This window comes from Paenarthrobacter sp. NEAU-H11, assembly GCF_050573415.1.
Classification (GTDB): Bacteria; Actinomycetota; Actinomycetes; order Actinomycetales; family Micrococcaceae; genus Arthrobacter.
Window position 1 is genome coordinate 183,170 of record NZ_JBNZGA010000001.1, and the last position, 20,741, is coordinate 203,910.

The 20,741-nt window shown below is 65.9% G+C and carries 21 protein-coding genes, 1 other RNA gene and 1 riboswitch; of the genes, 16 read left to right on the top strand and 6 right to left on the bottom strand.

Annotated elements, in window-relative coordinates:
* Nucleotides 1-536 precede the first annotated feature (536 nt).
* The 5 genes from ACQ3DC_RS00855 (at nucleotide 537) to ACQ3DC_RS00875 (ending at nucleotide 6,864) form a co-directional block, all read left to right on the top strand.
* Nucleotides 537-4,346 carry a multifunctional oxoglutarate decarboxylase/oxoglutarate dehydrogenase thiamine pyrophosphate-binding subunit/dihydrolipoyllysine-residue succinyltransferase subunit gene (locus ACQ3DC_RS00855; protein WP_430751330.1) on the top strand — a complete coding sequence of 1,270 codons (3,810 nt, stop codon included), beginning with the start codon at nucleotides 537-539 and terminating at the stop codon, nucleotides 4,344-4,346.
* Between the two features lie 191 nt (nucleotides 4,347-4,537).
* Nucleotides 4,538-5,137, top strand: a complete 600-nt coding sequence (locus ACQ3DC_RS00860) for a GDSL-type esterase/lipase family protein (RefSeq protein ID WP_321213879.1) — start codon at nucleotides 4,538-4,540, stop codon at nucleotides 5,135-5,137.
* An 87-nt stretch (nucleotides 5,138-5,224) separates the two neighbouring features.
* Complete coding sequence (locus ACQ3DC_RS00865; RefSeq protein WP_370460667.1) at nucleotides 5,225-6,052, top strand: DUF4097 family beta strand repeat-containing protein; 828 nt, start codon at nucleotides 5,225-5,227, stop codon at nucleotides 6,050-6,052.
* Nucleotides 6,052-6,663 (top strand): PadR family transcriptional regulator, encoded by a 612-nt coding sequence (locus ACQ3DC_RS00870; RefSeq protein ID WP_157241803.1) that lies wholly within the window; start codon nucleotides 6,052-6,054, stop codon nucleotides 6,661-6,663. Before ACQ3DC_RS00865 ends, ACQ3DC_RS00870 begins: the two co-directional genes overlap by 1 nt.
* Nucleotides 6,664-6,789: 126 nt before the next feature.
* Nucleotides 6,790-6,864, top strand: a complete 75-nt coding sequence (locus ACQ3DC_RS00875) for a 50S ribosomal protein bL37 (protein ID WP_369299106.1) — start codon at nucleotides 6,790-6,792, stop codon at nucleotides 6,862-6,864.
* Nucleotides 6,865-6,959: 95 nt separating this feature from the next.
* Here the strand turns inward: ACQ3DC_RS00875 and rsrA are convergent, their stop codons facing one another.
* Both rsrA and ACQ3DC_RS00885 read right to left on the bottom strand, forming a co-directional pair.
* Nucleotides 6,960-7,220 carry a mycothiol system anti-sigma-R factor gene (gene rsrA / locus ACQ3DC_RS00880; RefSeq protein WP_157241802.1) on the bottom strand — a complete coding sequence of 87 codons (261 nt, stop codon included), beginning with the start codon at nucleotides 7,218-7,220 and terminating at the stop codon, nucleotides 6,960-6,962.
* The gene (locus ACQ3DC_RS00885; RefSeq protein ID WP_157241801.1) at nucleotides 7,217-7,990 is read right to left on the bottom strand and encodes a sigma-70 family RNA polymerase sigma factor; all 774 of its coding nucleotides are present in this window, start codon (nucleotides 7,988-7,990) and stop codon (nucleotides 7,217-7,219) included. Before ACQ3DC_RS00885 ends, rsrA begins: the two co-directional genes overlap by 4 nt.
* Before the next feature lie 337 nt (nucleotides 7,991-8,327).
* Here ACQ3DC_RS00885 and ACQ3DC_RS00890 point away from each other — a divergent pair, with 337 nt between their 5' ends.
* The 11 genes from ACQ3DC_RS00890 to ACQ3DC_RS00940 all read left to right on the top strand — a co-directional run bounded on the left by ACQ3DC_RS00890 (nucleotide 8,328) and on the right by ACQ3DC_RS00940 (nucleotide 17,099).
* On the top strand, nucleotides 8,328-8,876 hold the full coding sequence (locus ACQ3DC_RS00890; RefSeq protein ID WP_157241800.1) for a DoxX family protein: 549 nt from the start codon (nucleotides 8,328-8,330) through the stop codon (nucleotides 8,874-8,876).
* 6 nt (nucleotides 8,877-8,882) lie between these two features.
* Nucleotides 8,883-10,271 carry a 3-phosphoshikimate 1-carboxyvinyltransferase gene (gene aroA / locus ACQ3DC_RS00895; protein ID WP_421092294.1) on the top strand — a complete coding sequence of 463 codons (1,389 nt, stop codon included), beginning with the start codon at nucleotides 8,883-8,885 and terminating at the stop codon, nucleotides 10,269-10,271.
* Nucleotides 10,255-11,370 carry a ribosome small subunit-dependent GTPase A gene (gene rsgA, locus ACQ3DC_RS00900; protein ID WP_321213884.1) on the top strand — a complete coding sequence of 372 codons (1,116 nt, stop codon included), beginning with the start codon at nucleotides 10,255-10,257 and terminating at the stop codon, nucleotides 11,368-11,370. Before aroA ends, rsgA begins: the two co-directional genes overlap by 17 nt.
* A gap of 48 nt (nucleotides 11,371-11,418) precedes the next feature.
* The gene (gene hisN, locus ACQ3DC_RS00905) at nucleotides 11,419-12,231 is read left to right on the top strand and encodes a histidinol-phosphatase (RefSeq protein ID WP_157241797.1); all 813 of its coding nucleotides are present in this window, start codon (nucleotides 11,419-11,421) and stop codon (nucleotides 12,229-12,231) included.
* Nucleotides 12,232-12,390: 159 nt separating this feature from the next.
* Nucleotides 12,391-12,504, top strand: a riboswitch (SAM riboswitch).
* A gap of 35 nt (nucleotides 12,505-12,539) precedes the next feature.
* Nucleotides 12,540-13,982: an aminotransferase class V-fold PLP-dependent enzyme gene (locus ACQ3DC_RS00910; protein WP_430751331.1), complete on the top strand. Its 1,443-nt coding sequence runs from the start codon at nucleotides 12,540-12,542 to the stop codon at nucleotides 13,980-13,982.
* 82 nt (nucleotides 13,983-14,064) lie between these two features.
* Entirely contained in the window at nucleotides 14,065-14,823 is a 759-nt protein-coding gene (locus ACQ3DC_RS00915; protein WP_430751332.1) for a class I SAM-dependent methyltransferase, read from the top strand.
* Between the two features lie 64 nt (nucleotides 14,824-14,887).
* Nucleotides 14,888-15,616 (top strand): metal-dependent transcriptional regulator, encoded by a 729-nt coding sequence (locus tag ACQ3DC_RS00920; protein WP_321213887.1) that lies wholly within the window; start codon nucleotides 14,888-14,890, stop codon nucleotides 15,614-15,616.
* Nucleotides 15,613-16,038 carry a fluoride efflux transporter FluC gene (locus tag ACQ3DC_RS00925; protein ID WP_323056567.1) on the top strand — a complete coding sequence of 142 codons (426 nt, stop codon included), beginning with the start codon at nucleotides 15,613-15,615 and terminating at the stop codon, nucleotides 16,036-16,038. The genes ACQ3DC_RS00920 and ACQ3DC_RS00925 overlap by 4 nt, the downstream gene beginning before the upstream one ends.
* Nucleotides 16,035-16,436, top strand: coding sequence for a fluoride efflux transporter FluC (locus ACQ3DC_RS00930; RefSeq protein WP_370460665.1), 402 nt, complete (start codon nucleotides 16,035-16,037; stop codon nucleotides 16,434-16,436). The genes ACQ3DC_RS00925 and ACQ3DC_RS00930 overlap by 4 nt, the downstream gene beginning before the upstream one ends.
* Before the next feature lie 67 nt (nucleotides 16,437-16,503).
* A complete protein-coding gene (locus ACQ3DC_RS00935; RefSeq protein WP_157241794.1) occupies nucleotides 16,504-16,872 on the top strand; it encodes a hypothetical protein in 369 nt (122 codons plus the stop codon).
* A 92-nt stretch (nucleotides 16,873-16,964) separates the two neighbouring features.
* Nucleotides 16,965-17,099, top strand: a complete 135-nt coding sequence (locus ACQ3DC_RS00940) for a hypothetical protein (RefSeq protein WP_255428760.1) — start codon at nucleotides 16,965-16,967, stop codon at nucleotides 17,097-17,099.
* Nucleotides 17,100-17,101: 2 nt separating this feature from the next.
* On the opposite strand, the gene ACQ3DC_RS00945 is transcribed toward ACQ3DC_RS00940, so the two are convergent.
* From ACQ3DC_RS00945 to ACQ3DC_RS00960, 4 genes are all read right to left on the bottom strand, one after another.
* Nucleotides 17,102-18,085: a S1C family serine protease gene (locus ACQ3DC_RS00945; RefSeq protein ID WP_421092290.1), complete on the bottom strand. Its 984-nt coding sequence runs from the start codon at nucleotides 18,083-18,085 to the stop codon at nucleotides 17,102-17,104.
* A 207-nt stretch (nucleotides 18,086-18,292) separates the two neighbouring features.
* Nucleotides 18,293-18,661: a transfer-messenger RNA gene (ssrA, locus tag ACQ3DC_RS00950) on the bottom strand.
* Between the two features lie 88 nt (nucleotides 18,662-18,749).
* Nucleotides 18,750-19,223, bottom strand: coding sequence for an SsrA-binding protein SmpB (gene smpB, locus ACQ3DC_RS00955; protein WP_009356865.1), 474 nt, complete (start codon nucleotides 19,221-19,223; stop codon nucleotides 18,750-18,752).
* 86 nt (nucleotides 19,224-19,309) lie between these two features.
* The gene (locus ACQ3DC_RS00960; RefSeq protein ID WP_321213891.1) at nucleotides 19,310-20,734 is read right to left on the bottom strand and encodes a peptidoglycan DD-metalloendopeptidase family protein; all 1,425 of its coding nucleotides are present in this window, start codon (nucleotides 20,732-20,734) and stop codon (nucleotides 19,310-19,312) included.
* Between the last annotated feature and the right edge of the window lie 7 nt (nucleotides 20,735-20,741).

Here is a 20,741-nt window from a genome sequence, read left to right on the forward strand (position 1 = left end):
CCGGGAGGCGGTTGCCGACGGCGTGGCATTTAAAAGGGAAAGCCGGGGACTGGACGATCTTCCCGGCGGAGGATGGTCGGCAGAGACCGACGCTCTTTCCGCGGGGGCTACGGCCGGCCGGGCTGCCGGCGGATGATGGGCTCGTGTTCGGGGTTTGCCGGCTCTGCGGGTGGACTGCGCGGAGCTGGTCTTCATGCTCCGCTGACAGCCCCCAGGCCGGCACCTAGATTTACTGTCCATAAGGTTTTTAGTCTACAGGAGCAGCACCCCCCGCCCCGCCGCCGCCGGCCCGCCGGCAGCTCCCCCAGCCTGGTTCTTGCCACGGCAGGGCGCTGCTCGACCGTGGTGCATAACGCCACATTCAGCGATCCCGGCGTCACTTCATGATTTGAATCACCCTTATTGGCAGTTAAGACAAGATGCTCACTAGACTTGCAAAGGTCTGGGTTCAGAGGACGCAGAGATCGGTTCGAACGTGTTGCTGAGGCACCGTGGGGCCGGAGAGAAATCAAACTCATGGAAGAGGCGTATTTCAAGTGCCAGAGCAGCCTAGCCACCGTCTACCAGAGGAATTTGGCGGAAACGAGTGGCTCGTTGACGAACTGTACGAGCAGTACCAGCAGGACAAGAATGCTGTGGATGCCAAGTGGTGGCCGCTGTTTGAATCGTTCGAGTCGGGCAACAGTTCTTCTTCCAACGGACATCCGGCGCATGCCGCAGCCCACCCTGCCACCCGGGAAATGCCTGCCGTAAACCCCGCCCCCGCAGCCCCGGCACCGTCGCCGGCCGCTGCCCCCGCCGCGCCTCCGGCACCTCCTGCCGGGCCGCCGGCGTCCGCTGCAGCCCCGGCAAAGAAGGCTCCCGCCACCGAAGCCCGCGACGGCGGCAAGAAGACCGGGACCGGAACCGGCTCGCAGCCCATCCCCGCGCAGCTGCCCAAGAACGTCAAGGCCCCCACCGCCCCCGAAGAGGACGTCGTCTCCGTCCTTCGCGGACCGGCAAAGGCGATCGCCACCAACATGGTCACCAGCCTCCAGGTGCCCACCGCCACCAGCGTCCGCGCCATCCCGGCCAAACTGCTGATCGACAACCGCGTGGTCATCAACTCGAACCTCGCCCGCGCCCGCGGCGGCAAGGTTTCCTTCACGCACCTCATCGGCTATGCCGTGATCCGCGCCCTTTCCCAGTTCCCGTCGATGAACGTGTACTACGACGAAGTGGACGGCAAGCCGGTTGCGGTCCAGCCGGCCCACGTCAACTTCGGCATCGCCATCGACATGCCCAAGCCTGACGGCACCCGCCTGCTCATGGTGCCAAACATCAAGAAGGCCGAGACCCTCAACTTCTCCGAGTTCTGGCACACCTACGAGGACCTCATCAAGCGTGCCCGCAACGGCAAGCTGACCGCGGAGGACCACCAGGGCACTACGGTGTCGCTGACCAACCCCGGCGGCATTGGCACGGTCCACTCGGTGCCCCGCCTGTCAAAGGGCCAGGCCGCCATCATCGGCGTCGGCGCCCTCGACTACCCTGCGGAATTCCAGGGTGCCAGCGAAAAGATCATCGCCCATAACGCGATCAGCAAGGTCCTCACGCTGACGTCCACTTACGACCACCGGGTAATCCAGGGTGCCGGCAGCGGCGAGTTCCTGAAGCTGGTCCACCAGCTGCTGCTGGGTGCGCAGGACTTCTACGACGAAATCTTCGAGTCCCTCCGCATCCCCTACGAGCCCGTGCGCTGGAGCGCCGACAAGCAGGTGGACCCGGCCGACGAAATCAACAAGGTGGCCCGGATCCAGCAGCTGATCCACTCCTACCGCGTCCGCGGACACCTGATGGCGGACACCGATCCGCTGGAGTACGTCCAGCGCAAGCACCCCGACCTCGACGTCCTCACCTATGGCCTGACACTTTGGGACCTGGACCGCGAATGGCCCACGGGCGGCTTCGGCGGCAAGCCCATGCTCAAGTTCCGCGACATCCTGGGTGTCCTGCGCGATGCATACTGCCGCACCACGGGCATCGAGTACATGCACATCCAGGAGCCTGCCGAGCGCAAGTGGTTCCAGGACCAGCTGGAGCACCCCTACTCGAAGCCCAGCCGCGAAGAGCAGCTGCGCATCGTTTCCAAGCTGAACGCAGCCGAGGCCTTCGAAACCTTCCTCCAGACCAAGTTCGTTGGCCAGAAGCGATTCTCCCTCGAGGGCGGTGAATCGCTGATCCCGCTGCTGGACGCCATCATGTCCAACGCGGCCGACGACGGCCTGGACGAGGTTGCCATCGGCATGGCCCACCGCGGCCGCCTCAACGTGCTCACCAACATCGCCGGCAAGACCTACGCGCAGGTCTTCCGGGAGTTCGAAGGCACCCAGGACCCGCGCTCCGTGCAGGGATCCGGCGACGTAAAGTACCACCTTGGCACCGAAGGGACGTTCACCTCGGACAACGGCAAGGAAACCAAGGTCTACCTGGCCGCCAACCCCTCCCACCTGGAAGCCGTGGACCCCGTCCTCGAAGGCATCGTCCGCGCCAAGCAGGACCGGCTGGACCAGGGCGAGTCCTTCCCGGTCCTGCCCATCATGGTCCACGGCGACGCCGCCTTCGCCGGCCAGGGCGTGGTTGCCGAAACACTCAACCTGTCCCAGCTCCGTGGCTACCGCACCGGCGGCACCATCCACGTTGTGGTCAACAACCAGGTGGGCTTCACCACGGCCCCCTCGTCATCCCGCTCGTCCACGTACTCCACGGACGTTGCCAAGATGATCCAGGCACCGGTGTTCCACGTGAACGGCGACGACCCCGAAGCCGTGGTCCGCATCGGACAGCTCGCCTACGAGTTCCGCCAGCGGTTCCACAAGGACGTTGTCATCGACATGGTCTGCTACCGCCGCCGCGGGCACAATGAGGGCGATGACCCCTCGATGACGCAGCCGCTGATGTACAACCTGATCGAAGCCAAGCGCTCAGTCCGCAAGCTGTACACCGAGTCCCTCATCGGCCGTGGCGACATCACCGAGGAAGAGGCCGAACAGCTGCTCCGCGACTACCAGGAGCGCCTGGAACGCGTCTTTGCCGAAACCCACGCGGCGCAGACCTCCCCCATCCCGATCGTGACGGCGGATACTGCCGCCGTCTCGGACATCGAGCGTCCCATCTCCCAGCAGTCGGACTCCGGCGTCAATGCCCCTGCCTCCACGGCAATCTCCGCCGAGACCCTGGCCCGGATCGGCAAGGCCCATGTGGAGGTCCCCGAGGGCTTTACCGTCCACGCCAAGCTCAAGCAGCTGCTCGAGAAGCGTGAACAGATGTCCCGTGAAGGCGGCATCGACTGGGGCTTCGGTGAAATCGCGGCCTTCGGCTCGCTGATCATGGAAGGCGTCCCCGTACGCCTTGCCGGCCAGGACTCCCGCCGCGGCACGTTCGTGCAGCGCCACGCCGTCTTCCACGACCGCGCCAACGGCAAGGAATGGCTGCCACTGGGCCATCTCTCCGACGACCAGGCGAAGCTGTGGATCTACGACTCCCTGCTCTCCGAATACGCGGCCATGGGCTTCGAATACGGCTACTCCGTTGAACGGCCTGACGCGCTGGTCCTTTGGGAAGCGCAGTTCGGCGACTTCGTCAACGGCGCGCAGACCATCATCGACGAGTTCATCTCCTCCGCTGAGCAGAAGTGGGGCCAGCGCTCCTCGCTGGTACTGATGCTGCCCCACGGCTACGAAGGCCAGGGACCGGACCATTCCTCCGCAAGGATCGAGCGGTTCCTGCAGCTGTGCGCCGAAGAGAACATGATCGTGGCCAACCCCACCACGGCCGCCTCGCACTTTCACCTGCTGCGCCGCCAGGCCTACAGCCGTCCGCGGAAGCCGCTCATCATCTTCACGCCCAAGCAGCTGCTGCGCCTCAAGGCGGCCGCATCCTCGGTGGAGGACTTCACCACCGGCAGCTTCCGCCCTGTGATCGGCGAGCACGAGCAGCTGGCGGGAGGCGCCGTCGAACGCGTGCTCCTGGTCTCCGGCCGCCTGTACTACGACCTCCTGTCCACGCGGCAAAAGACCGGTGACAAGACCACCGCGATTGTCCGCGTGGAGCAGCTCTACCCGCTGCCGCACGAGGAGATCGCAAAGGAGCTGGCCAAGTACCCGAACGCCGAGGTGGTCTGGGCCCAGGATGAGCCCGCCAACCAGGGGCCGTGGCCATTCATCGGCCTGAACCTGCCGGACGCCCTCGATCGCCGCATCCGGCTGGTCTCCCGCCCGGCCTCGGCATCCACCGCTGCAGGGTCCATGAAGCGGCACGCCGCTGAGCAGGACGTCCTCCTGAAGCAGGCATTTGCACGGAAGTAAAGCAGTAAGGCTGCCCGGCCGGACGTCGAAATCCCAGACTCCGGCCGGGCAGTTCTGTTTAATGGAGTGCACAGCGCCGATGAAACGCACGGCGCGAGATGGACAGCCCCAACGAATGCACAGGCGCCGCTCCGTGGCCGGCAGTTGAATCCACGGTTGCAGCGGCAAGGCACTGACGTAAAGAGGAACGTGTGGAAGACAGGAAGCTGCGCATTGCAGCTGTAGGAGATGAACTGCTGGCCGGACTGGGTGATCCCCGGGCGCTCGGCTGGCTGGGACGCGTCCTCGCCCGCACGCCCCGGGACAGCATGCTCCTGGAAAGCTACGCCCTCCCATGCCCGCAGGAAGGCACGGAAGGCCTGGCCGCGCGGTGGCTCGAGGAAGCCGGCCGCCGGTTCAGCGACCACGCCGAAAACAGGCTGGTCATCGGACTTTCCGGGCGTGACATCGAGTTTGGGCTCTCCACGGCGCGCAGCAGGCTCAACCTGGCCAACATCCTGGATTCGGCGTCGCAGAACCGGATCGAGGTCTTCGTCGTGGGGCCGCCCCCCACACTGGACCCGAACCGGAACAGGCGCCTGGATGAGCTGAACACGGCCTTCGCCGACGTCACAACACGGCGCAAGCACCTGTACGTTGACACCTTCTCCCCTCTCCTGAACCACGAACAGTGGCGCCAGGACCTGGCAGCCAACGGGGGAACTCCGGGGCAGGCAGGTTACGGACTGATGGCATGGCTGGTTCTTCACCGGGGCTGGTTCCAGTGGCTCGGCATGGACGTCCCGGAGTAGGCCCGATTCGCGATATATCTTGACGCTGTTTCCATGGGCGGGTAGCTTGGAAGGGTCAACACGATATATCGCCTTTTGGAGGACCCCGTGACTGATCAAGAATGGACTGTCACCAGCCCGCAGACCATCGACGTCGACGGCGTGGCGTCCCTGAAGCTGGGCATGGTCCAGGGCCGCTTCGACGTAGTCACGCACGAGGAACCCGTAGCCCGGATCGAGATCGCGGACGTCCAGGGAGACCCGGTGGCGGTATCCCTCAGCGATGGCCGGCTGGAGGTCCGCCACCAGTTGCACGGACCCCAGGGCTGGTTCAAGAACCTGATGGGGACCGTCAGCCACAACAGCGAGAATTCAGCCGTCATCAGTATTGCCGTTCCTGCCCACGTCCGCGTGGAGGCGGGAACAGTCAGCGGTGACGGGCTGGTGTCCGGCATCAAAGGGCAGACCCGCCTGAACACGGTTTCCGGCTCGGTCATGGCGGACGGTACCGAGGGTGAACTGCATATCAGCACCATCAGCGGAGAAGTCTCCGCCCGGAACCACACCGGTGTCCTCACCGCCAAGAGCGTCTCCGGCGAAGTGACCGCATCCGGGCACCTGAGCAATATCCGCGCCAACACCGTCAGCGGGGACATGAGCTTTGACCTCCTGGGCTTCACGCACGATTTCGGGGCCAACTCGGTGTCCGGAGACCTCACCATCCGCCTGCCCCATGACGTCGGCGTGGACATCGTGGCCAAGTCTGCCAGCGGTGCGGTGGTGATCGGAGACCAGCGGTACACGGTGGTCGGCGGCAAGGTGGAAACCATTGCGGGCCCGGACGGACAGCTCATGCTGGTGCGGACGAACACGGTGTCCGGCAAAACCTCCATCTTCCACGGCCCGGCGGTTGAAAATGCAGAAGCCGGCTCCTAATGGCCCCGGTATTCGCCCACGGCGCGCTTCGCCTTTACCTGCTGGCACTGCTTGAGTCAGGTCCCAAACACGGCTACGAGCTCATCAAGGAACTCAAGGAACGGTTTGGTGGCACCTACTCCCCCAGCGCCGGAACCATTTACCCGCGGCTGGGAAAACTTGAGGAGGAGGGTCTGGTGGCCACGGAATCCGCCGGGCGCCGGACAAACTACCGCATCACCGCTTCCGGACTGGCTGAGCTGAACCGGCGCCGTGACGAACTGGCCGGGGTGGAGAGCCAAATCTCCGCCTCCGTCCGGCGCCTGGCCGACAACCTCCGCGAGGACATCCGCAGCAACATGCGGGGCCTGCGCGCGGATCTTGCCGCCACGGCGGAGGCCGCGCGGGCCACCGCGCTGTCGACGGAATTCAAGGTCCCCGGCAGGTTGCCCCCGGAAAGCCAGCGCTCCCTGAAGGAAGCGGAAATGATGCTCCAGCGGTTCCGGGACGATCTCAGGGCGGAACTGCGGCTGCACGCAGGCAGGCAGCCGCTCAGCCCCCTGGCACTGGAAACAGTCAGGACCGTCCTCGAACAGGCCGGCATCTCGATCCGCAACTCGCTCAGACCCTAGGCCTGTACGCCCTTACAGCTGACAAAGCGCAGGTCACGCGGCCGTCCCTGGTTCGCGGGCAGCTACTTGATGTGCGAGACTTGAGGGCAGCTCTTTTGAGTACCAACAGTAAGAAGGAGGCCAGCTATGAGCAAGCGTGCACGCAAGCGTCGTGACCGTAAGCGTGGCGGCGCGAACCACGGGAAGCGCCCCAACACCTAGGCACATGCCAGGAAATACGGTTCAAGCGAAGGACCCCGGAAGCCACATGGCTTCCGGGGTCCTTTGCTGTTGTCAGCGGCGGCTGTGCGGCCGCCCTACGCGTCTACCGGCCGGATCGTGTGGATCCGGTCAAGAATGGCGTTCTTCAGGTTTTCCGGGGCAGCCTCGGTGCAGGAGCGCTTAACCATGTTGCGGATCACGCATTCGAGGTCGTACTGCTCCGTGCATTCCGGGCAATCATCAAGGTGGTTCTTGATTTCGGTGATGTCCTCGCGGGTCAAAGCACCGTCGAGGTACTCGTAGATCCGTTGCATCCGGGTGTCATCGCAATCGCCCAATCCCTGGCAGTCGCTCATTTCCTGCTCTCCTGTTGTGTGCTTCCTGCCGCGTCCGGTGATTCGGCGGCTGTCTTGAATCCGCGCTCTGCGGCGTACTCCCCCAGCATGTCCCGCAACATTCTCCGGCCGCGGTGGAGCCGGGACATCACCGTGCCGATGGGCGTGTTCATGATGTCTGAAATTTCCTTGTAGGCGAACCCTTCGACATCGGCGAAGTAGACCGCAAGGCGGAATTCCTCGGGAATGTCCTGGAGCGCCCTTTTCACGTCGGAATCCGGGAGGTGGTCCAGCGCTTCGGCCTCGGCGGACCGGAGACCGCTGGAGGTGTGGGACTCAGCCCTCGCCAACTGCCAGTCCTCGATGGTGTCCGAGTTGGACTGGAGCGGCTCCCGCTGCCGTTTGCGGTACAGATTGATGTACGTGTTGGTCAGGATGCGGTAGAGCCAGGCCTTGAGGTTGGTTCCGGGCTTGTACTGGTGGAACGCGGAGAAAGCCTTGGTGTAGGCCTCCTGGACGAGGTCCTCGGCATCTGACGGGTTCCGGGCCATGCGCATCGCCGCCGAATACAGCTGGTCGACATACTGCATCGCATCGCGCTCGAACCTCAGCCTGCGTTCTTCCACAGATTCAGTGGAAACATCCACCAGGTCCCCGCCCGTTTCCGCGGCAGGCCCGGCCACCGGGACAACTGCGGAATCGGCAGCCTCTGTTCCGGCGGCAAGGCTGCTCTTCGCTTCGTCATGGGAAGCTTCGTACATGGCCGAAACGGCCGGATCCAAGGTGCTCATTGCCCTCAAGTCTACTGTCAGGCTCCGCGCACGCGGCGGCCCGTACCCTGATGGTTCCGACTTAAACGTGTCCAGTGCCACCGGGCCTGCTGCTTCAATTCCGTCCAACACGCGCGCCAAGGGCCCAACTCCGCTCTGCTTGTCCGGCCGGGGACCGGCGTCTGGCGATCCGTGCCCGGCCATCTGTTCCATGGTTTCACCCATGACTTCCCTGCGGACCGGTGTTCCCGGATCCGACATCCATAACCTCCCGCGCTCGGCAAATATTCCCCAAAAGTGCAAGACTAGGACGGACTCCGCCGCATTCGACGCGGTTCGTCCACCCGGGAGGAAATCCATGTCCTTTGTCCGCACGCTCGCCCGCCCCATGCTGGCCTCCAGCTTTGTCCTTGCTGGAATGGATAAGCTCAAGAACGCTGACGACACCGCGCAGCAGCTCTCGCCGCTGCTCCGCAAGGCGGCCGCCTCGCTGCCCTTCAAAACGGACGAGAAGACCCTGGCCCGCGTCATCGGCGGAACCCAGGTTGGTGCCGGCGTGCTGTTCGGGCTGGGCAAGTTCTCCAGGCTTTCGGCCACTGTGCTCACCGTGGTTTCCCTGCTCAACACGTTCGTCGAATGGCGCAGCGCAGACATCAGCAGCAAGGAAGGCCGCGACACCCGGCGTAACCAGCTCCTCAAGAACCTGTCGTTGAGCGGGGGCGCACTGCTGGCGTCAGTGGATACTGCCGGCAAGCCGGGCCTGGCCTGGCGGGCAGAGCACCTGGCCGCGGATGCACGCAAGGGCGCGTCCCACCTCGCGGCGGATGCCAGGAAGACCACCAACAAGAAACTCCACAAAGCGGACAAAGCCGTGCGCCGCGCGGTGGAGCAGGCCACGGGGGCATAACAACGTATGACCGCAGCAGCCGCCGTCCGGGATGATTCCGGCACGCCTGTCCCCCACTGGGCCGCTCCCTTCGCGTCCCGGCCCGTCAATGCCACCGTCACGGTACCCGGTTCCAAGTCGCTGACCAACAGGTACCTGGTCCTTGCAGCCCTGGCTGACGGACCGTCGCGCCTGCGCGCACCGCTGCACTCCAGGGACTCCGCGCTGATGATCGAAGCACTTCGCCAGCTGGGGGCCACCATTACGGAGGTGCCCGGGGACGGAGCCTTCGGACCCGACCTGGAAGTTGTTCCGCTGAACCCGGACGCCGCCCCGTCCCTGGCCAGGATTGACTGCGGCCTCGCCGGCACGGTCATGCGGTTCGTCCCGCCCCTCGCGGCACTGCGCAGGGGCGCCGGCGAATTCGACGGCGACCCCCACGCCCGCAAGCGGCCGATGGGAACCATCATCGAAGCACTCAAGTCGCTGGGAGTGGCCGTTTCCTCCACGGAGGGCGGCACGCCGTCGTCATTGCCGTTTGTGGTGGATGGCACGGGTGAGGTCCGCGGCGGCCACCTGGTAATCGACGCCAGCGCCTCCTCCCAGTTCGTTTCGGCGCTGCTCCTGGTGGGGGCACGGTTCACCGAGGGGCTGCACCTGGAACACGTGGGCAAACCCGTGCCCAGCCTCGACCACATCAACATGACCGTGGCCGTCCTGCGTGGGGCCGGTGTTGCCGTGGACGACTCCGTTCCCAACCACTGGGTTGTCAGCCCGGGACCCATCCGGGCGTTTGACCAGCGGATCGAGCAGGACCTGTCCAACGCCGGGCCGTTCCTCGCAGCGGCCCTGGCCTCGCGGGGCACCGTGCGGATCCCCGGCTGGCCCGAGGAAACGCAGCAGGTGGGTGACCTCTGGCGCAGCATCCTCGCCCGGATGGGCGCGGACGTCACCCTGCACGACGGCGTCCTGACAGTCACGGGCGGACCGGCCATCAAGGGCGCGGACTTCGCCGACACCAGCGAGCTGGCCCCCACCGTAGCCGCCCTGTGTGCACTGGCGGACGGGCCGTCGCGGCTGAGCGGCATTGCCCACCTGCGGGGACACGAAACGGACCGGCTTGCCGCGCTGGTGGCCGAAATCAACCGGCTCGGCGGTGACGCTGAGGAAACCAGCGATGGCCTGGTGATCCGTCCTGCCAGGCTGCACGCCGGTGTCGTCCACAGTTACGCGGACCACCGCATGGCTACCGCCGGAGCCATCCTCGGCCTGGCCGTGGAGGGCGTCGAGGTGGAGGACATCGCCACCACCGCCAAGACCATGCCGGACTTCCCCCGGTTGTGGGCGGACATGCTTGCGCAGGACGGCACCCCCGAGGCGGGGGCGGAAGGTTCCAGCGGTGGCGCGGAGCACTGACTCCTGGGACGAATCCGACGTCCGGATTCGGCCCAGCAAAAAGGGCTCCAGGCCCCGCACAAAGGACAGGCCCAGCCACGACGACGCCGTCACCGGCCGGATCATCACGGTTGACCGGGGCCGTTACAGGGCTGTGGTGGGTGAGGACTCGGGCAACGAGCGTGTGGTTATTGCCGCCAGGGCAAGGGAACTGCGAAGGAACCCGGTGGTGGCGGGGGATTTCGTTTCACTCGTGGGTGACGTCTCCGGCGAGCCGGACACTTTGGCGCGGCTGGTGAAAATCCAGGACCGCAAAACGCTCCTGCGGCGCAGCGCCGATGACACTGATCCCGTGGAACGCGCCGTGGTGGCCAATGCGGACCAACTGGTCATTGTGGTGGCCGCTGCCAACCCCGAGCCACGGACTGGCTTCATCGACCGCGCCCTGGTGGCCGCCTACGACGCCGGTATCGAGCCGATCCTGCTGGTCACCAAGGCGGACATCAAGGATCCTGCGGAGCTGCTGGCCAACTACACCCACCTGGACTTCCCCGTGATCATCAGCCGGACGGCGGATGCGCAGGCCTCGGGCGTGGATGCCCGCTCCGACGACGGGCTCTCCGCCCGCCTGGACAGGGCCGCCGTCGCGGAGCTCCGGACCCACCTCGGCGGGAAAGTGACCGTGATGCTGGGGCATTCCGGCGTGGGCAAGTCAACCATGGTGAATGCGCTGACCGGGGCCGAACGGGCCACCGGAGGGGTGAACGCGGTGACCGGCCGGGGCAGGCACACGTCGTCGTCCGCCCTCGCCCTGCGCCTCGCTGACGCGCCGTCCGGCAGCTGGATCATCGACACCCCCGGCATCCGCTCCTTCGGCCTGGCCCACGTGGACCCGGACCGGATCCTGCGCTCCTTCCCGGACCTCTCCCCCGGCACGGATGACTGCGAGCGCGGCTGCAAGCACACAGCCACCGCCGTGGACTGTGGGCTGGACGCGTGGGTAGCGGGAGGCCATGCCGGACCCACCGGTTCAGCAAGGCTGGCCTCCCTGCGGCGGCTCCTGGGGACGGACCCCCGAATGGAAGCCCAGGAGGCCAAGGAGCTGGGCAGCGTTAACTGACGGGGCCCGGTTCCCGGCAGAACGGCGCGCAGACGGTAGTTTGGAACCATGATCCAACCCGCTTCGAGCTACAACGATGACCTGCGCCTGGCCCACGTCCTGGCCGACTCAGTGGACGACCAGACAATGAGCCGCTTCAAGGCGCTGGACCTCCACATCGAGACCAAGCCGGACCTGACGCCCGTCACCGATGCCGACAAGGCGGCCGAGGAGGCCATCCGCGGCCAGCTCTCCCGTTCCCGTCCGCGCGATGCCGTACTCGGCGAGGAGTTTGGCAGCACCGGCCATGGTGCGCGGCGGTGGATCATCGATCCCATCGACGGCACCAAGAATTTCGTCCGCGGCGTTCCGGTGTGGGCCACCCTGATCGCCCTCGTGGACGAAGGCGAGCCGGTGGTGGGCGTGGTGAGCGCCCCTGCACTGGGCAAGCGCTGGTGGGCGGCCAAGGGCATGGGCGCCTATATGGGACGTTCCCTGGCAGCCGCAACCCGCCTCCGCGTGTCCAACGTGTCCAAACTGTCCGACGCTTCCCTGTCTTATTCGAGCCTTGGCGGCTGGAAGGAGCGCGGTAACCTCAACGAATTCCTGGGCCTCACGGAGGACGTGTGGCGTACCAGGGCATTCGGGGACTTCTGGTCGTACTGCATGGTGGCGGAAGGCTCGGTGGATATCGCCTGCGAGCCCGAGCTCAACCTCTACGACATGGCCGCCCTGGTGCCCATCGTGGTTGAAGCGGGCGGCCGGTTCACATCGCTGGAAGGTGAGGACGGCCCGTTCGGCGGCAACGCACTGGCCACGAATTCCATCCTTCACTCGGAGGTGCTGCGCCGGTTGAACCCGGACCTGGACGACCTCCTCTGACCCTCCTCTTCCGAATAATCAACGGCGGGCACCTCCGAAAGGAGGCGCCCGCCGTCGTTATCTTCGGCAAAAGCGGACCTTTTCAACTGCGCGTAACAATGGCCTTAACATTCCAGCCGGCTTTTAGCCTGCGCGGGCTATGTCCTACGCTCTTAACCAGGTCACGAGTGCCAGCGCTAAACCCCGGTTTGCTGGCCGGCAACCCTCCATTCGCGGTGGGGTGCCCCGGGTGACGACCAGGCCGGTCCGGAACGGATGCGGCAAGCGCGGATTCCCCCAGCGGAGTCCTGTTCCAAAGTGAGGTCTCTGTGACAACAGCCACCGTCTCCCCCAACGCCGCAATCCAGCCTGACGCCGCAGCACAGCCCGGACAGGACGCCCTCTTCGACCAGCGCCACGCCGCAGCCGGCCGTCCCCTGGCGGCAGTCACGGGCGCCGAAATCCAGGCTCCCCTGATCCATGGCGGGCACGTCCGGTACGCGAACCTGGACTATGGCGCGTCCGCGCCGGCGCTTTCCGTGGTGTCCGCCTACCTCAATGAAATCCTGCCGTTCTACGCGAGCGTGCACCGCGGAGCCGGCTACGCCTCCCAGATCAGCACCTCGGTCTACGAGAATGCCCGTGCCATCGTCCGGGAGTTCGTGGGCGGCCGCCCGGACGATTCCGTGATCTTCACCCGGAACACCACCGACTCCCTCAACCTGCTGGCCGGCTGCCTGCCCGTCACGAACGGCCGGGCTGACGGCGACGTCCTGTACCTCGACATTGAGCACCACGCCAACCTGCTGCCATGGCAGGGTGTCCCCCACCGCAGCATCGTGGCGGACGACACCATCGCAGGAACCATTGAGGCCGTGCGTGCCGAACTGCAGCACGGCGGGGTAAGCCTGCTCGCCGTCACCGGCGCGTCGAACGTCACGGGCGAGATCCTTCCCGTCCGTGCCCTCGCCGCACTCGCCCACGAGCACGGCGCACGGATCGTGGTGGACGCGGCCCAGCTGGCGCCGCACCGCCGCATCGACATCACCGCTGACGACGTCGACTACATCGCCTTCTCGGGGCACAAGCTTTACGCGCCTTTTGGCGCCGGTGTGCTGGTGGGCCGGCCGGACTGGCTCGACGCCGGAACACCGCACCTTGCCGGCGGCGGCGCCGTCAAGGAGGCAAGGCTCGACGGCGTCAGCTGGGCAACGGGCCCGGCCCGCCACGAGGGCGGATCACCGAACGTGCTGGGAGCGGCCACCCTGGCCCGCGCAACGCAGGTCATCGCGGGGCTGGACCAGGACCGCTGGCACGCGCACGAATCGGCCATCCGCTCCTACCTGGTGGAGGGCCTGCAGGGAATCGACGGCGTGACCGTCCACCAGATCTTTCAGGACACCAACCCGGATACGGACACCATCGGCGTGGTCAACTTCTCGGTCGAAGGCTACGACGCCGGACTGGTGGCGGCGTACCTGTCGGCAGAGCATGGCGTGGGCCTGCGTGACGGCCGCTTCTGCGCCCACCCGCTGCTGAAGCGGCTGGGGCTGCCGTCCGGATCCCTCCGTGCCAGCTTCGGCGTGGGATCCCGGCTTGACGATGCCGAGCGTCTGCTGGCAGGCATCCGGGACCTGCGGACCAAGGGGCTCGGCTGGGACTACGTGGTGGACGCGGGCCGCTGGGTTCCCGCCAACGACAAGCGCACCTACCCCCACTGGGCGCCCAACACCCCGGGAACGGCCGGCGCCGCCCCCTGCATCGACGACTGACCTGCGGCGTGCGCTCAGCCACGCCCGGGCGGGTACGGTAAATTCGGAAGGTAGCAACGAGACCCAACGAAGGAGGCCACGCGTGGCACGGGGTGGCCCCAGGCTGGATCACGGCCGGCGGCGGGAGCTGGGCCAGAGCTTCCAGGATGGCGGTAGGCACTATCAGCAGGTGCGGCCCGGGTATCCCGCTGAGACAGCACAGTGGCTGGTACCTCCGGGCGCCCGGTACGCGCTCGACGTTGGTGCCGGCACGGGCAAGTTCACTGAACTGCTGCTGCGGCTGGGGCTGTCCGTCACGGCGGTGGACCCCTCAGCCGACATGCTCGGACAGCTGGCGGAACATTATCCCGGCGCCGCGGCTGTCCTGGGCACCGCGGAGGCCACCGGCCTGCCTGACTCAGCGTTCGACGTCGTCACCGTGGCGCAGGCCTGGCACTGGTGCGATGCGCTGCGGGCAAGCACGGAACTGGCCCGCGTCCTCCGCCCCGGGGGAACGCTTGGCCTGGTGTGGAACCAGCTGGACACGTCCGTCCCCTGGGTCCACCGGCTCTCGAGGATCATGCATGCCGGGGACGTCTACAAACCCGGTTTCCGGCCGCTGGTGGGGCCTGAGTTCGAGGGCTTGCAGGACCACCTGACGCACTGGCAGGACTCCGTCACCACCACCGACCTGATGGAGCTGACAAAGTCGCGCAGCTACTACCTCCGTGCGGGTGAGGCCACCCGGGCGAAGGTACTGGCGAACCTCGACTGGTACCTGCATGAGCACCTCGGACATGCGCCGGACGAAGACCTGGAGTTGCCATACCTCACCCTGGCCTGGCGGGCGGTGAGGGCATGAGTGCCCTCCACCGCCGGCCCCGCCAGTCCCCGCATGGCGGCGGCGAGCCGGTAGGCTTGATCCCGTGAAGACCAGCGCGCCCTCCTCCTCCATCGAGGACTACGTCAAGGTCATCTACTCATTCACCGAATGGCAGGACAAGCCCATCACGTCCTCCCAGCTGGCGCAGCGCCTTGGCGTGGCCAATTCCTCCGTATCGGAAATGGTCCGCAAGCTGAAGGACCAGGGCCTGGTGGACCACAAACCGTACAGTGCCATCAGGCTCACGGACGCCGGTCTCCGGCTTGCCCTTTCCATGGTGCGGCGCCACCGGCTGATCGAGACGTACCTCGTCCAGCAGCTGGGGTACAGCTGGGACGAGGTGCACGACGAAGCCGAACTGCTGGAGCATGCCGTCTCGGACACCTTCATAGAACGGATGGCAGCCAAGCTGGGCAACCCGCAGCGGGATCCGCACGGCGATCCGATCCCCACCGCCGATGGCAAAGTGTTCATGCCCCGCGCGCACCTCATGGGTGAACTTGATGAGGGCCATACCGGCCGGATTACCCGGATCAGCGACGACAACCCGGAACTGCTCCGCTACCTGGCCGCCGAGGAGATAGACCTCGACGCCGAAGTTGAGGTGGTGGGCCGCCGGCCCTTCGGCGGCGCCCTGGTGGTGCGGATCAGCAATTCGGGCCGCGAACGGAACTACGACCTCGCTGACGAGGTTACGTCGGCGCTGTGGGTGCACAGCGACCACCCCCACCCCGGCTGCCTCCTCGGGGACGCTGACTTGCCCAGGGTGTGAGCCGGCTGAAGACTTCCGGCGTAGGGCTGCGCGCCTGGCTTGCGGTGGCGGCCGGCGCCCTGATCGGCACCGAGCTGCGCTACGGCCTGGCTGTTGCGTTTCCTGAACTGCCCGGCGCCTTTCCCTGGACCACCCTGGGCATCAACGTGGCCGGCAGCTTTGTCCTGGCCGCCCTCACCACCATGTGGATGGCCCGGCCGCAGACTGCCTTCTGGCTGCGGGCCGGGCTGGGGCCTGGCCTGCTGGGCTCCTTCACAACATTCTCGGCCGTGGTCTTTTCCGTGGACCAACTGGCCCGGGCCGGGCAGCATGGTGTGTGGTCCGCCTACCTCGCACTGTCGCTGCTCCTTGGACTTGCGGCCGCCGGCGTGGGGTGGCGGGCCGGGAAATTGGTTGGCCGGCGCCCCGGGGTCCGCCGGTGATCGCGGCGGTCATGGTAGGAATATTCGGCGTGGCAGGCGCCCTTCTCCGCTTCGGCGTGGACAGCTGGTTTGCGCATCACAGCTCCATCCGCAGTACACGCGCCACAGGCAGCGCAGAGAGGCTGCACTGGCCCTGGGCCACGCTGCTGGTGAACGTGGCAGGCAGCTTCGTCATCGGAGCAGCGCACGGCTCCACTGCGGCGCTGGGGCTTGGCGCCGAGTGGCAGGCCGGCCTGGCCACGGGCCTGGCCGGAGGGCTGACCACCTTCAGTTCGTGGACCACCGCAACGGTGCGGCTGCTCAGCGAAGAACGATTCGGCGCTGCCGCAGTGAATCTTGCGGCCAACCTGGTCCTGGGTTTTGGCGCGGCAGCTGCCGGGATCGCCCTGGTGTCCTAGCGTTTGCTGCCTTGTCAGCTGTGGTGACGGCGCGCTGATTTGGCGGGCTCCCGTATCGTGGATGGTGATGATTAGCAGACGCGACGCGGCCATTGCCCTTGATGTACCCATGGAGATGGCACAGCGCCATGGCCTTCCGAAGTGGATGACCGAGGCCGAGCTGGGTGAAATCCTGGACAACCCGCCGCCTTGGCTGGTCCAGTCCCGCGCAAACCGCACCGGCAAACGCCCTGTGTGGGTCCATCTGGAATGCGCAGTCTGCGGTTACGAGGAAGCCGCCCGCCCCAAGAAATGGTGGCCGGACTTCACCTACGTGGTGTGCGGGCACCACGATCCCGAAGAGGTGCCCCGCACGCGTGAGGGGTACGTCCGCAGCGAGTTCGACGGCGTCGGGACACGTTTTGTGGGCATCGCCGACGTACCTGTTCCCGACTGATTTCGTGTCGATCCAGGCCATTACATTCGGGGCTGAATAGGCGTAACTTACGAAGTGGGACGCAGCCCGTCCCCTGCTGTAAGGAGCACGCCATGCCGGACAAAACACCCCACCAGAACCTGGCAAAGAAGCCGGTCAAGACCATCAAGGAAAAACGCGCCGAGAAGAAGGCGAAGAACCCTGAGGGCGCCCAGGACCCGGTGGCGCACTTGAAGAAGCGCCGGTAGCTCTACTGGCCGTTTGCCTGCATCTCATCGGGTACGGCAACGAGGTCCTCATCCCTGCCGTGCCTCAGCACCCTGATCTGCAGCGGCTTGCCGATTGCATCGGCGAACAGCAGTTTCTGCAGGCTTTCAGCGTTACTGACGGCACGGCTTCCGGCTGTAAGGATGATGTCGCCGGCCTGTAGTCCCGCGCGTTCTGCAGGCGATCCGGCCAGCACCTCCACCACCCTGAGCCCCTCCCGCTGGCCCGTCCTGATCACCGCACTGGCGTTTAGCCGAATGGGGGTGCTGACCACTCCGAGGTAGGCCCGCCTGACCCGGCCATCTTTCAGCAGGGCTGCGATGATCCGCCGTGTCGTCGTGTTGATGGGCACGGCGAGGCCAAGCCCGGCGCCGGCCACTGCGGTGTTGATGCCCACGATCCTGCCGTGCGCGTCTGCCAGGGCGCCGCCGGAACTGCCTGGGTTGAGGGCCGCGTCGGTCTGGATGACGTCCTCGATCACCCGCCGGTTGCCGCCCGCCCAGACCGGGATGGAACGGCCCAGGCCGCTGACCACCCCGGCCGTGACCGATCCTGCCAGCCCGAGCGGATTCCCGACCGCAATGACCAGCTGGCCCACCCGCAGAGTCTCAGCGTCGCCGAACCGGGCAGGGGCCACCCTCGGTGCCTTGCCGCGGACCACGGCGAGATCCGACAAAGGATCCACGCCAACCAGTTCGAGATCGGTCCGGCTGCCGTCGGCAAACGCGGCATGGCCCTTAGTGGTGCCCGCCACCACGTGCGAATTCGTCAGGAGATAGCCGTCCTCGGTAAAAAGGACTGCAGAACCTGCTCCCACGCGGAACCGGCCGGTCCGGCGGGTGCTGGTCATTTCTATGGCCGCAACGTGCGGCGTAACCGTCTCAGCCACCCGCATGACCGTCTCCGAATATGAGTCCAGCGGGCCGTCGTCGAACTCTTCCGGGCTGGGCTTGCGCGTCTGGTTCATGGGGCACCTCCTGGCTGCTCCGGCTGCCTCCGGCCCAGCCCGGGCCGCGACGCCGGATCTTATAGAGGACAACCCATGGACGGCGGCTGCTAGTCCCGGACCGGCTACGCCGTCGGTGAACAGCCGTTTCTTGAGGCCGTGCGCTTAAACACTGAAAGACCCGGACGAGGGGTCCGGGTCTTTCAGTGTGCCTTGCGGCTTTTCAAAATGTGGAGATGGGGGGAATTGAACCCCCGTCCGATGTCGTGTTGTCAGGGCTTCTCCGGGCGCAGTTTGCGTCGGATTTTCTCGGCCCCAGCCATGCTGCAAACAGCTGGCTGATCCGGGCCCAGTCATCTAAGAGTCCCGCTCACCCCGATGACGGGGGTAAGCAGCAGTGGCTATCTAAATGACGCCAGGTTCCGGGGCAATAGCAACCTCGGGCTGACGGACTGTCTTACTGCTTAGGCAGCAAGAGCGAAGTCAGTGCGCTTAGAATTGGCACTTATTGGTTTGCAGACAGCGTTTACGAGATAATTCTGCATCCTCGGCCCGCTTCACCTGTCGCGACTAACATCGTCGAAACCGATCATCCCCGTATTTTGTTATCAAACCGGCGGGCTTCCCCTCCGGACTACTTATAGTAACGCATGTTCCCGGGGATTCATTCCCGGCCGCCGGACCACTAGCGGCGGCGGTTGCGTTCCCGCATCTCACGCTGCGCCTCACGGTTGTCCTGCTGCTCGCGGAGGGTCTGGCGCTTGTCGTATTCACGCTTACCGCGGGCCACGCCGATCTCCACCTTGGCCTTGCCGTCAACGAAGTACAGCTGCAGCGGCACGATGGTGTAGCCCGATTCCCGCACCTTGTGGGAAATCTTGATGAGCTCCTCACGGTGCAGCAGCAGCTTGCGGCGGCGGCGGGCGGCGTGGTTGGTCCAGCTCCCCTGGTTGTACTCGGGGATGTGGATGGCTTCCATCCACAGCTCGTCGTTGTAGAAGGTGCAGAACCCGTCCACCATGGACGCGTGGCCCTCCCGCAGCGACTTTACTTCGGTGCCCATGAGCGCGATTCCAGCCTCGTAGGTGTCCAGCACGTGGTAGTCATGCCGGGCCTTACGGTTGGTGGCCACCACTTTACGGCCACTTTCTTTAGGCAAGGGAAAGCTCCTCAGTTCGAGAATCGGATGTCCTCCGGCCCGGCCGGCGCGGAGTCATACCAGTCTACGGCAGGCTGACGGCCGCCCTACAGCAGGCGCATCGGGTCCACGGCGGCGCCGTTCAGCCAGGTCTCGAAGTGGGCGTGGCAGCCCGTGGAGTTACCTGTGTTGCCCGAGTAGGCAATCAGCTGTCCCTGCGAGACCCGCTGCCCGTTCGACACCACGATGCTGGCGTTGTGGTAGTAGATGGTGTTCAGGGTATTGCCCTCGATCAGGCCGTGGGAGATCTTGACCCGCCAGCCGCCGCCGTCAGCAGAACTCCAGCCCGAGCTGAAGACCTCTCCCGCCGCTGCCGCATAGACGGGCGTGCCGCAGGCGGCGCCGAAGTCGATGCCGGTGTGCAGGTACCCGCCCTGGCCGTAGAAGTCGATGGTGCCCGGCGGGGTTGCCCGCCAGCCGAAACCGGAGGTGATGGGAACGCTGCCGTCGAACGGGTGCCGGAGGCCAAAGGCCGACGGCGATCCTACAGAGGGCACAAAAGGCTGCACCGGGGGCGGCGGCTGGTTCCTCGCTGCCGCGGCGGCCGCGGCAGCGGCAGCGGCTTCCGCCGCCAGCCTGCGCTGCTCGGCTTCCCAGGCTTCGCGGAGTTTCCTGTCGCGTTCCTGGATTTCCGCGGCCACAGCGTTCTGGCTGGCCTGCACGCCGGCGAGCTGGGACTGGATGCCGGGCTTGGCCGCCTGGAGTTCGGCGTCAAGGCGGGTGGTGTCGGCGATCAGGCGGTCTACTTCTTCCTTCTTCGCGGCCGCTTCATCACGGGCGGCCTTCTCCCGCTCAAGGGCTGCGTCGGCCTTTGCCTTGAGGTCCTTGATCTCGGCTTCCACGGCCTGCAGGCGGGCTTCGGAGTTCACGTTGGTCGCGTTCTGCTGCGACAGCTTGTCCATGGCGGCGTTTTGGCTCCGCATGGCCTGGTCCGCCAGGTCCATGGTTTCGGTGAGGCTGCCGCCGTTGTTGGCCCCGAAGAAAAGTGACAGGTTGGACGGAACGCCGCCGGATTTGTACGCCTGGGTGGCGATCTGGCCGATCAGTTTTTTGGTGTCGGCAATCTTTTGTTTGTCCGTCTCAAGCTGCTGGGTGATCTTGGCTTTGTTCTGCTGCGCCATGTCCACACGGGCGGAGAGCGCCTCCACCTCCTTGACGGCACCGGCCACGCGCCCCTGCGCCTCGAGCAGTGCCTGCTGCGCGCCGGGCAACTGGCCCTGGTAGATCACCAGGTCGCTGGCCGCCTTGGCAATGCGCGAATCAACGAATTCCAGGGACTGCTGGACGCGGGCAGCCTCCGCTTCCAGTGCCCTCTGCCTGTCCTCGAGCTCGTCAGCGAAGGCCGGCGCCGAAGAGGAGGCCAGGCCCGCGGCTAGGACGACTGCCAGCACGCCGCTGAGAATGCTTTTGCGGTGCGCCGTGCGGCGGCTGTTGAGCCGGTGTCGCGGCGACGTTTGGTCCGTTAAGTTCATGGGCATT

What these genes read in the sequence shown, in the direction of transcription:
- ACQ3DC_RS00885 (WP_157241801.1), bottom strand. Translation starts at nt 7,990, where the DNA reads ATGAGCACCTTGGATCCGGCCGTTTCGGCCATGTACGAAGCTTCCCAT.
- ACQ3DC_RS00890 (WP_157241800.1), top strand. Translation starts at nt 8,328, where the DNA reads ATGTCCTTTGTCCGCACGCTCGCCCGCCCCATGCTGGCCTCCAGCTTT.
- hisN (WP_157241797.1), top strand. Translation starts at nt 11,419, where the DNA reads ATGATCCAACCCGCTTCGAGCTACAACGATGACCTGCGCCTGGCCCAC.
- ACQ3DC_RS00960 (WP_321213891.1), bottom strand. Translation starts at nt 20,734, where the DNA reads ATGAACTTAACGGACCAAACGTCGCCGCGACACCGGCTCAACAGCCGC.
- ACQ3DC_RS00940 (WP_255428760.1), top strand. Translation starts at nt 16,965, where the DNA reads ATGCCGGACAAAACACCCCACCAGAACCTGGCAAAGAAGCCGGTCAAG.
- ACQ3DC_RS00935 (WP_157241794.1), top strand. Translation starts at nt 16,504, where the DNA reads ATGATTAGCAGACGCGACGCGGCCATTGCCCTTGATGTACCCATGGAG.
- aroA (WP_421092294.1), top strand. Translation starts at nt 8,883, where the DNA reads ATGACCGCAGCAGCCGCCGTCCGGGATGATTCCGGCACGCCTGTCCCC.
- ACQ3DC_RS00870 (WP_157241803.1), top strand. Translation starts at nt 6,052, where the DNA reads ATGGCCCCGGTATTCGCCCACGGCGCGCTTCGCCTTTACCTGCTGGCA.
- rsrA (WP_157241802.1), bottom strand. Translation starts at nt 7,220, where the DNA reads ATGAGCGACTGCCAGGGATTGGGCGATTGCGATGACACCCGGATGCAA.
- ACQ3DC_RS00945 (WP_421092290.1), bottom strand. Translation starts at nt 18,085, where the DNA reads ATGAACCAGACGCGCAAGCCCAGCCCGGAAGAGTTCGACGACGGCCCG.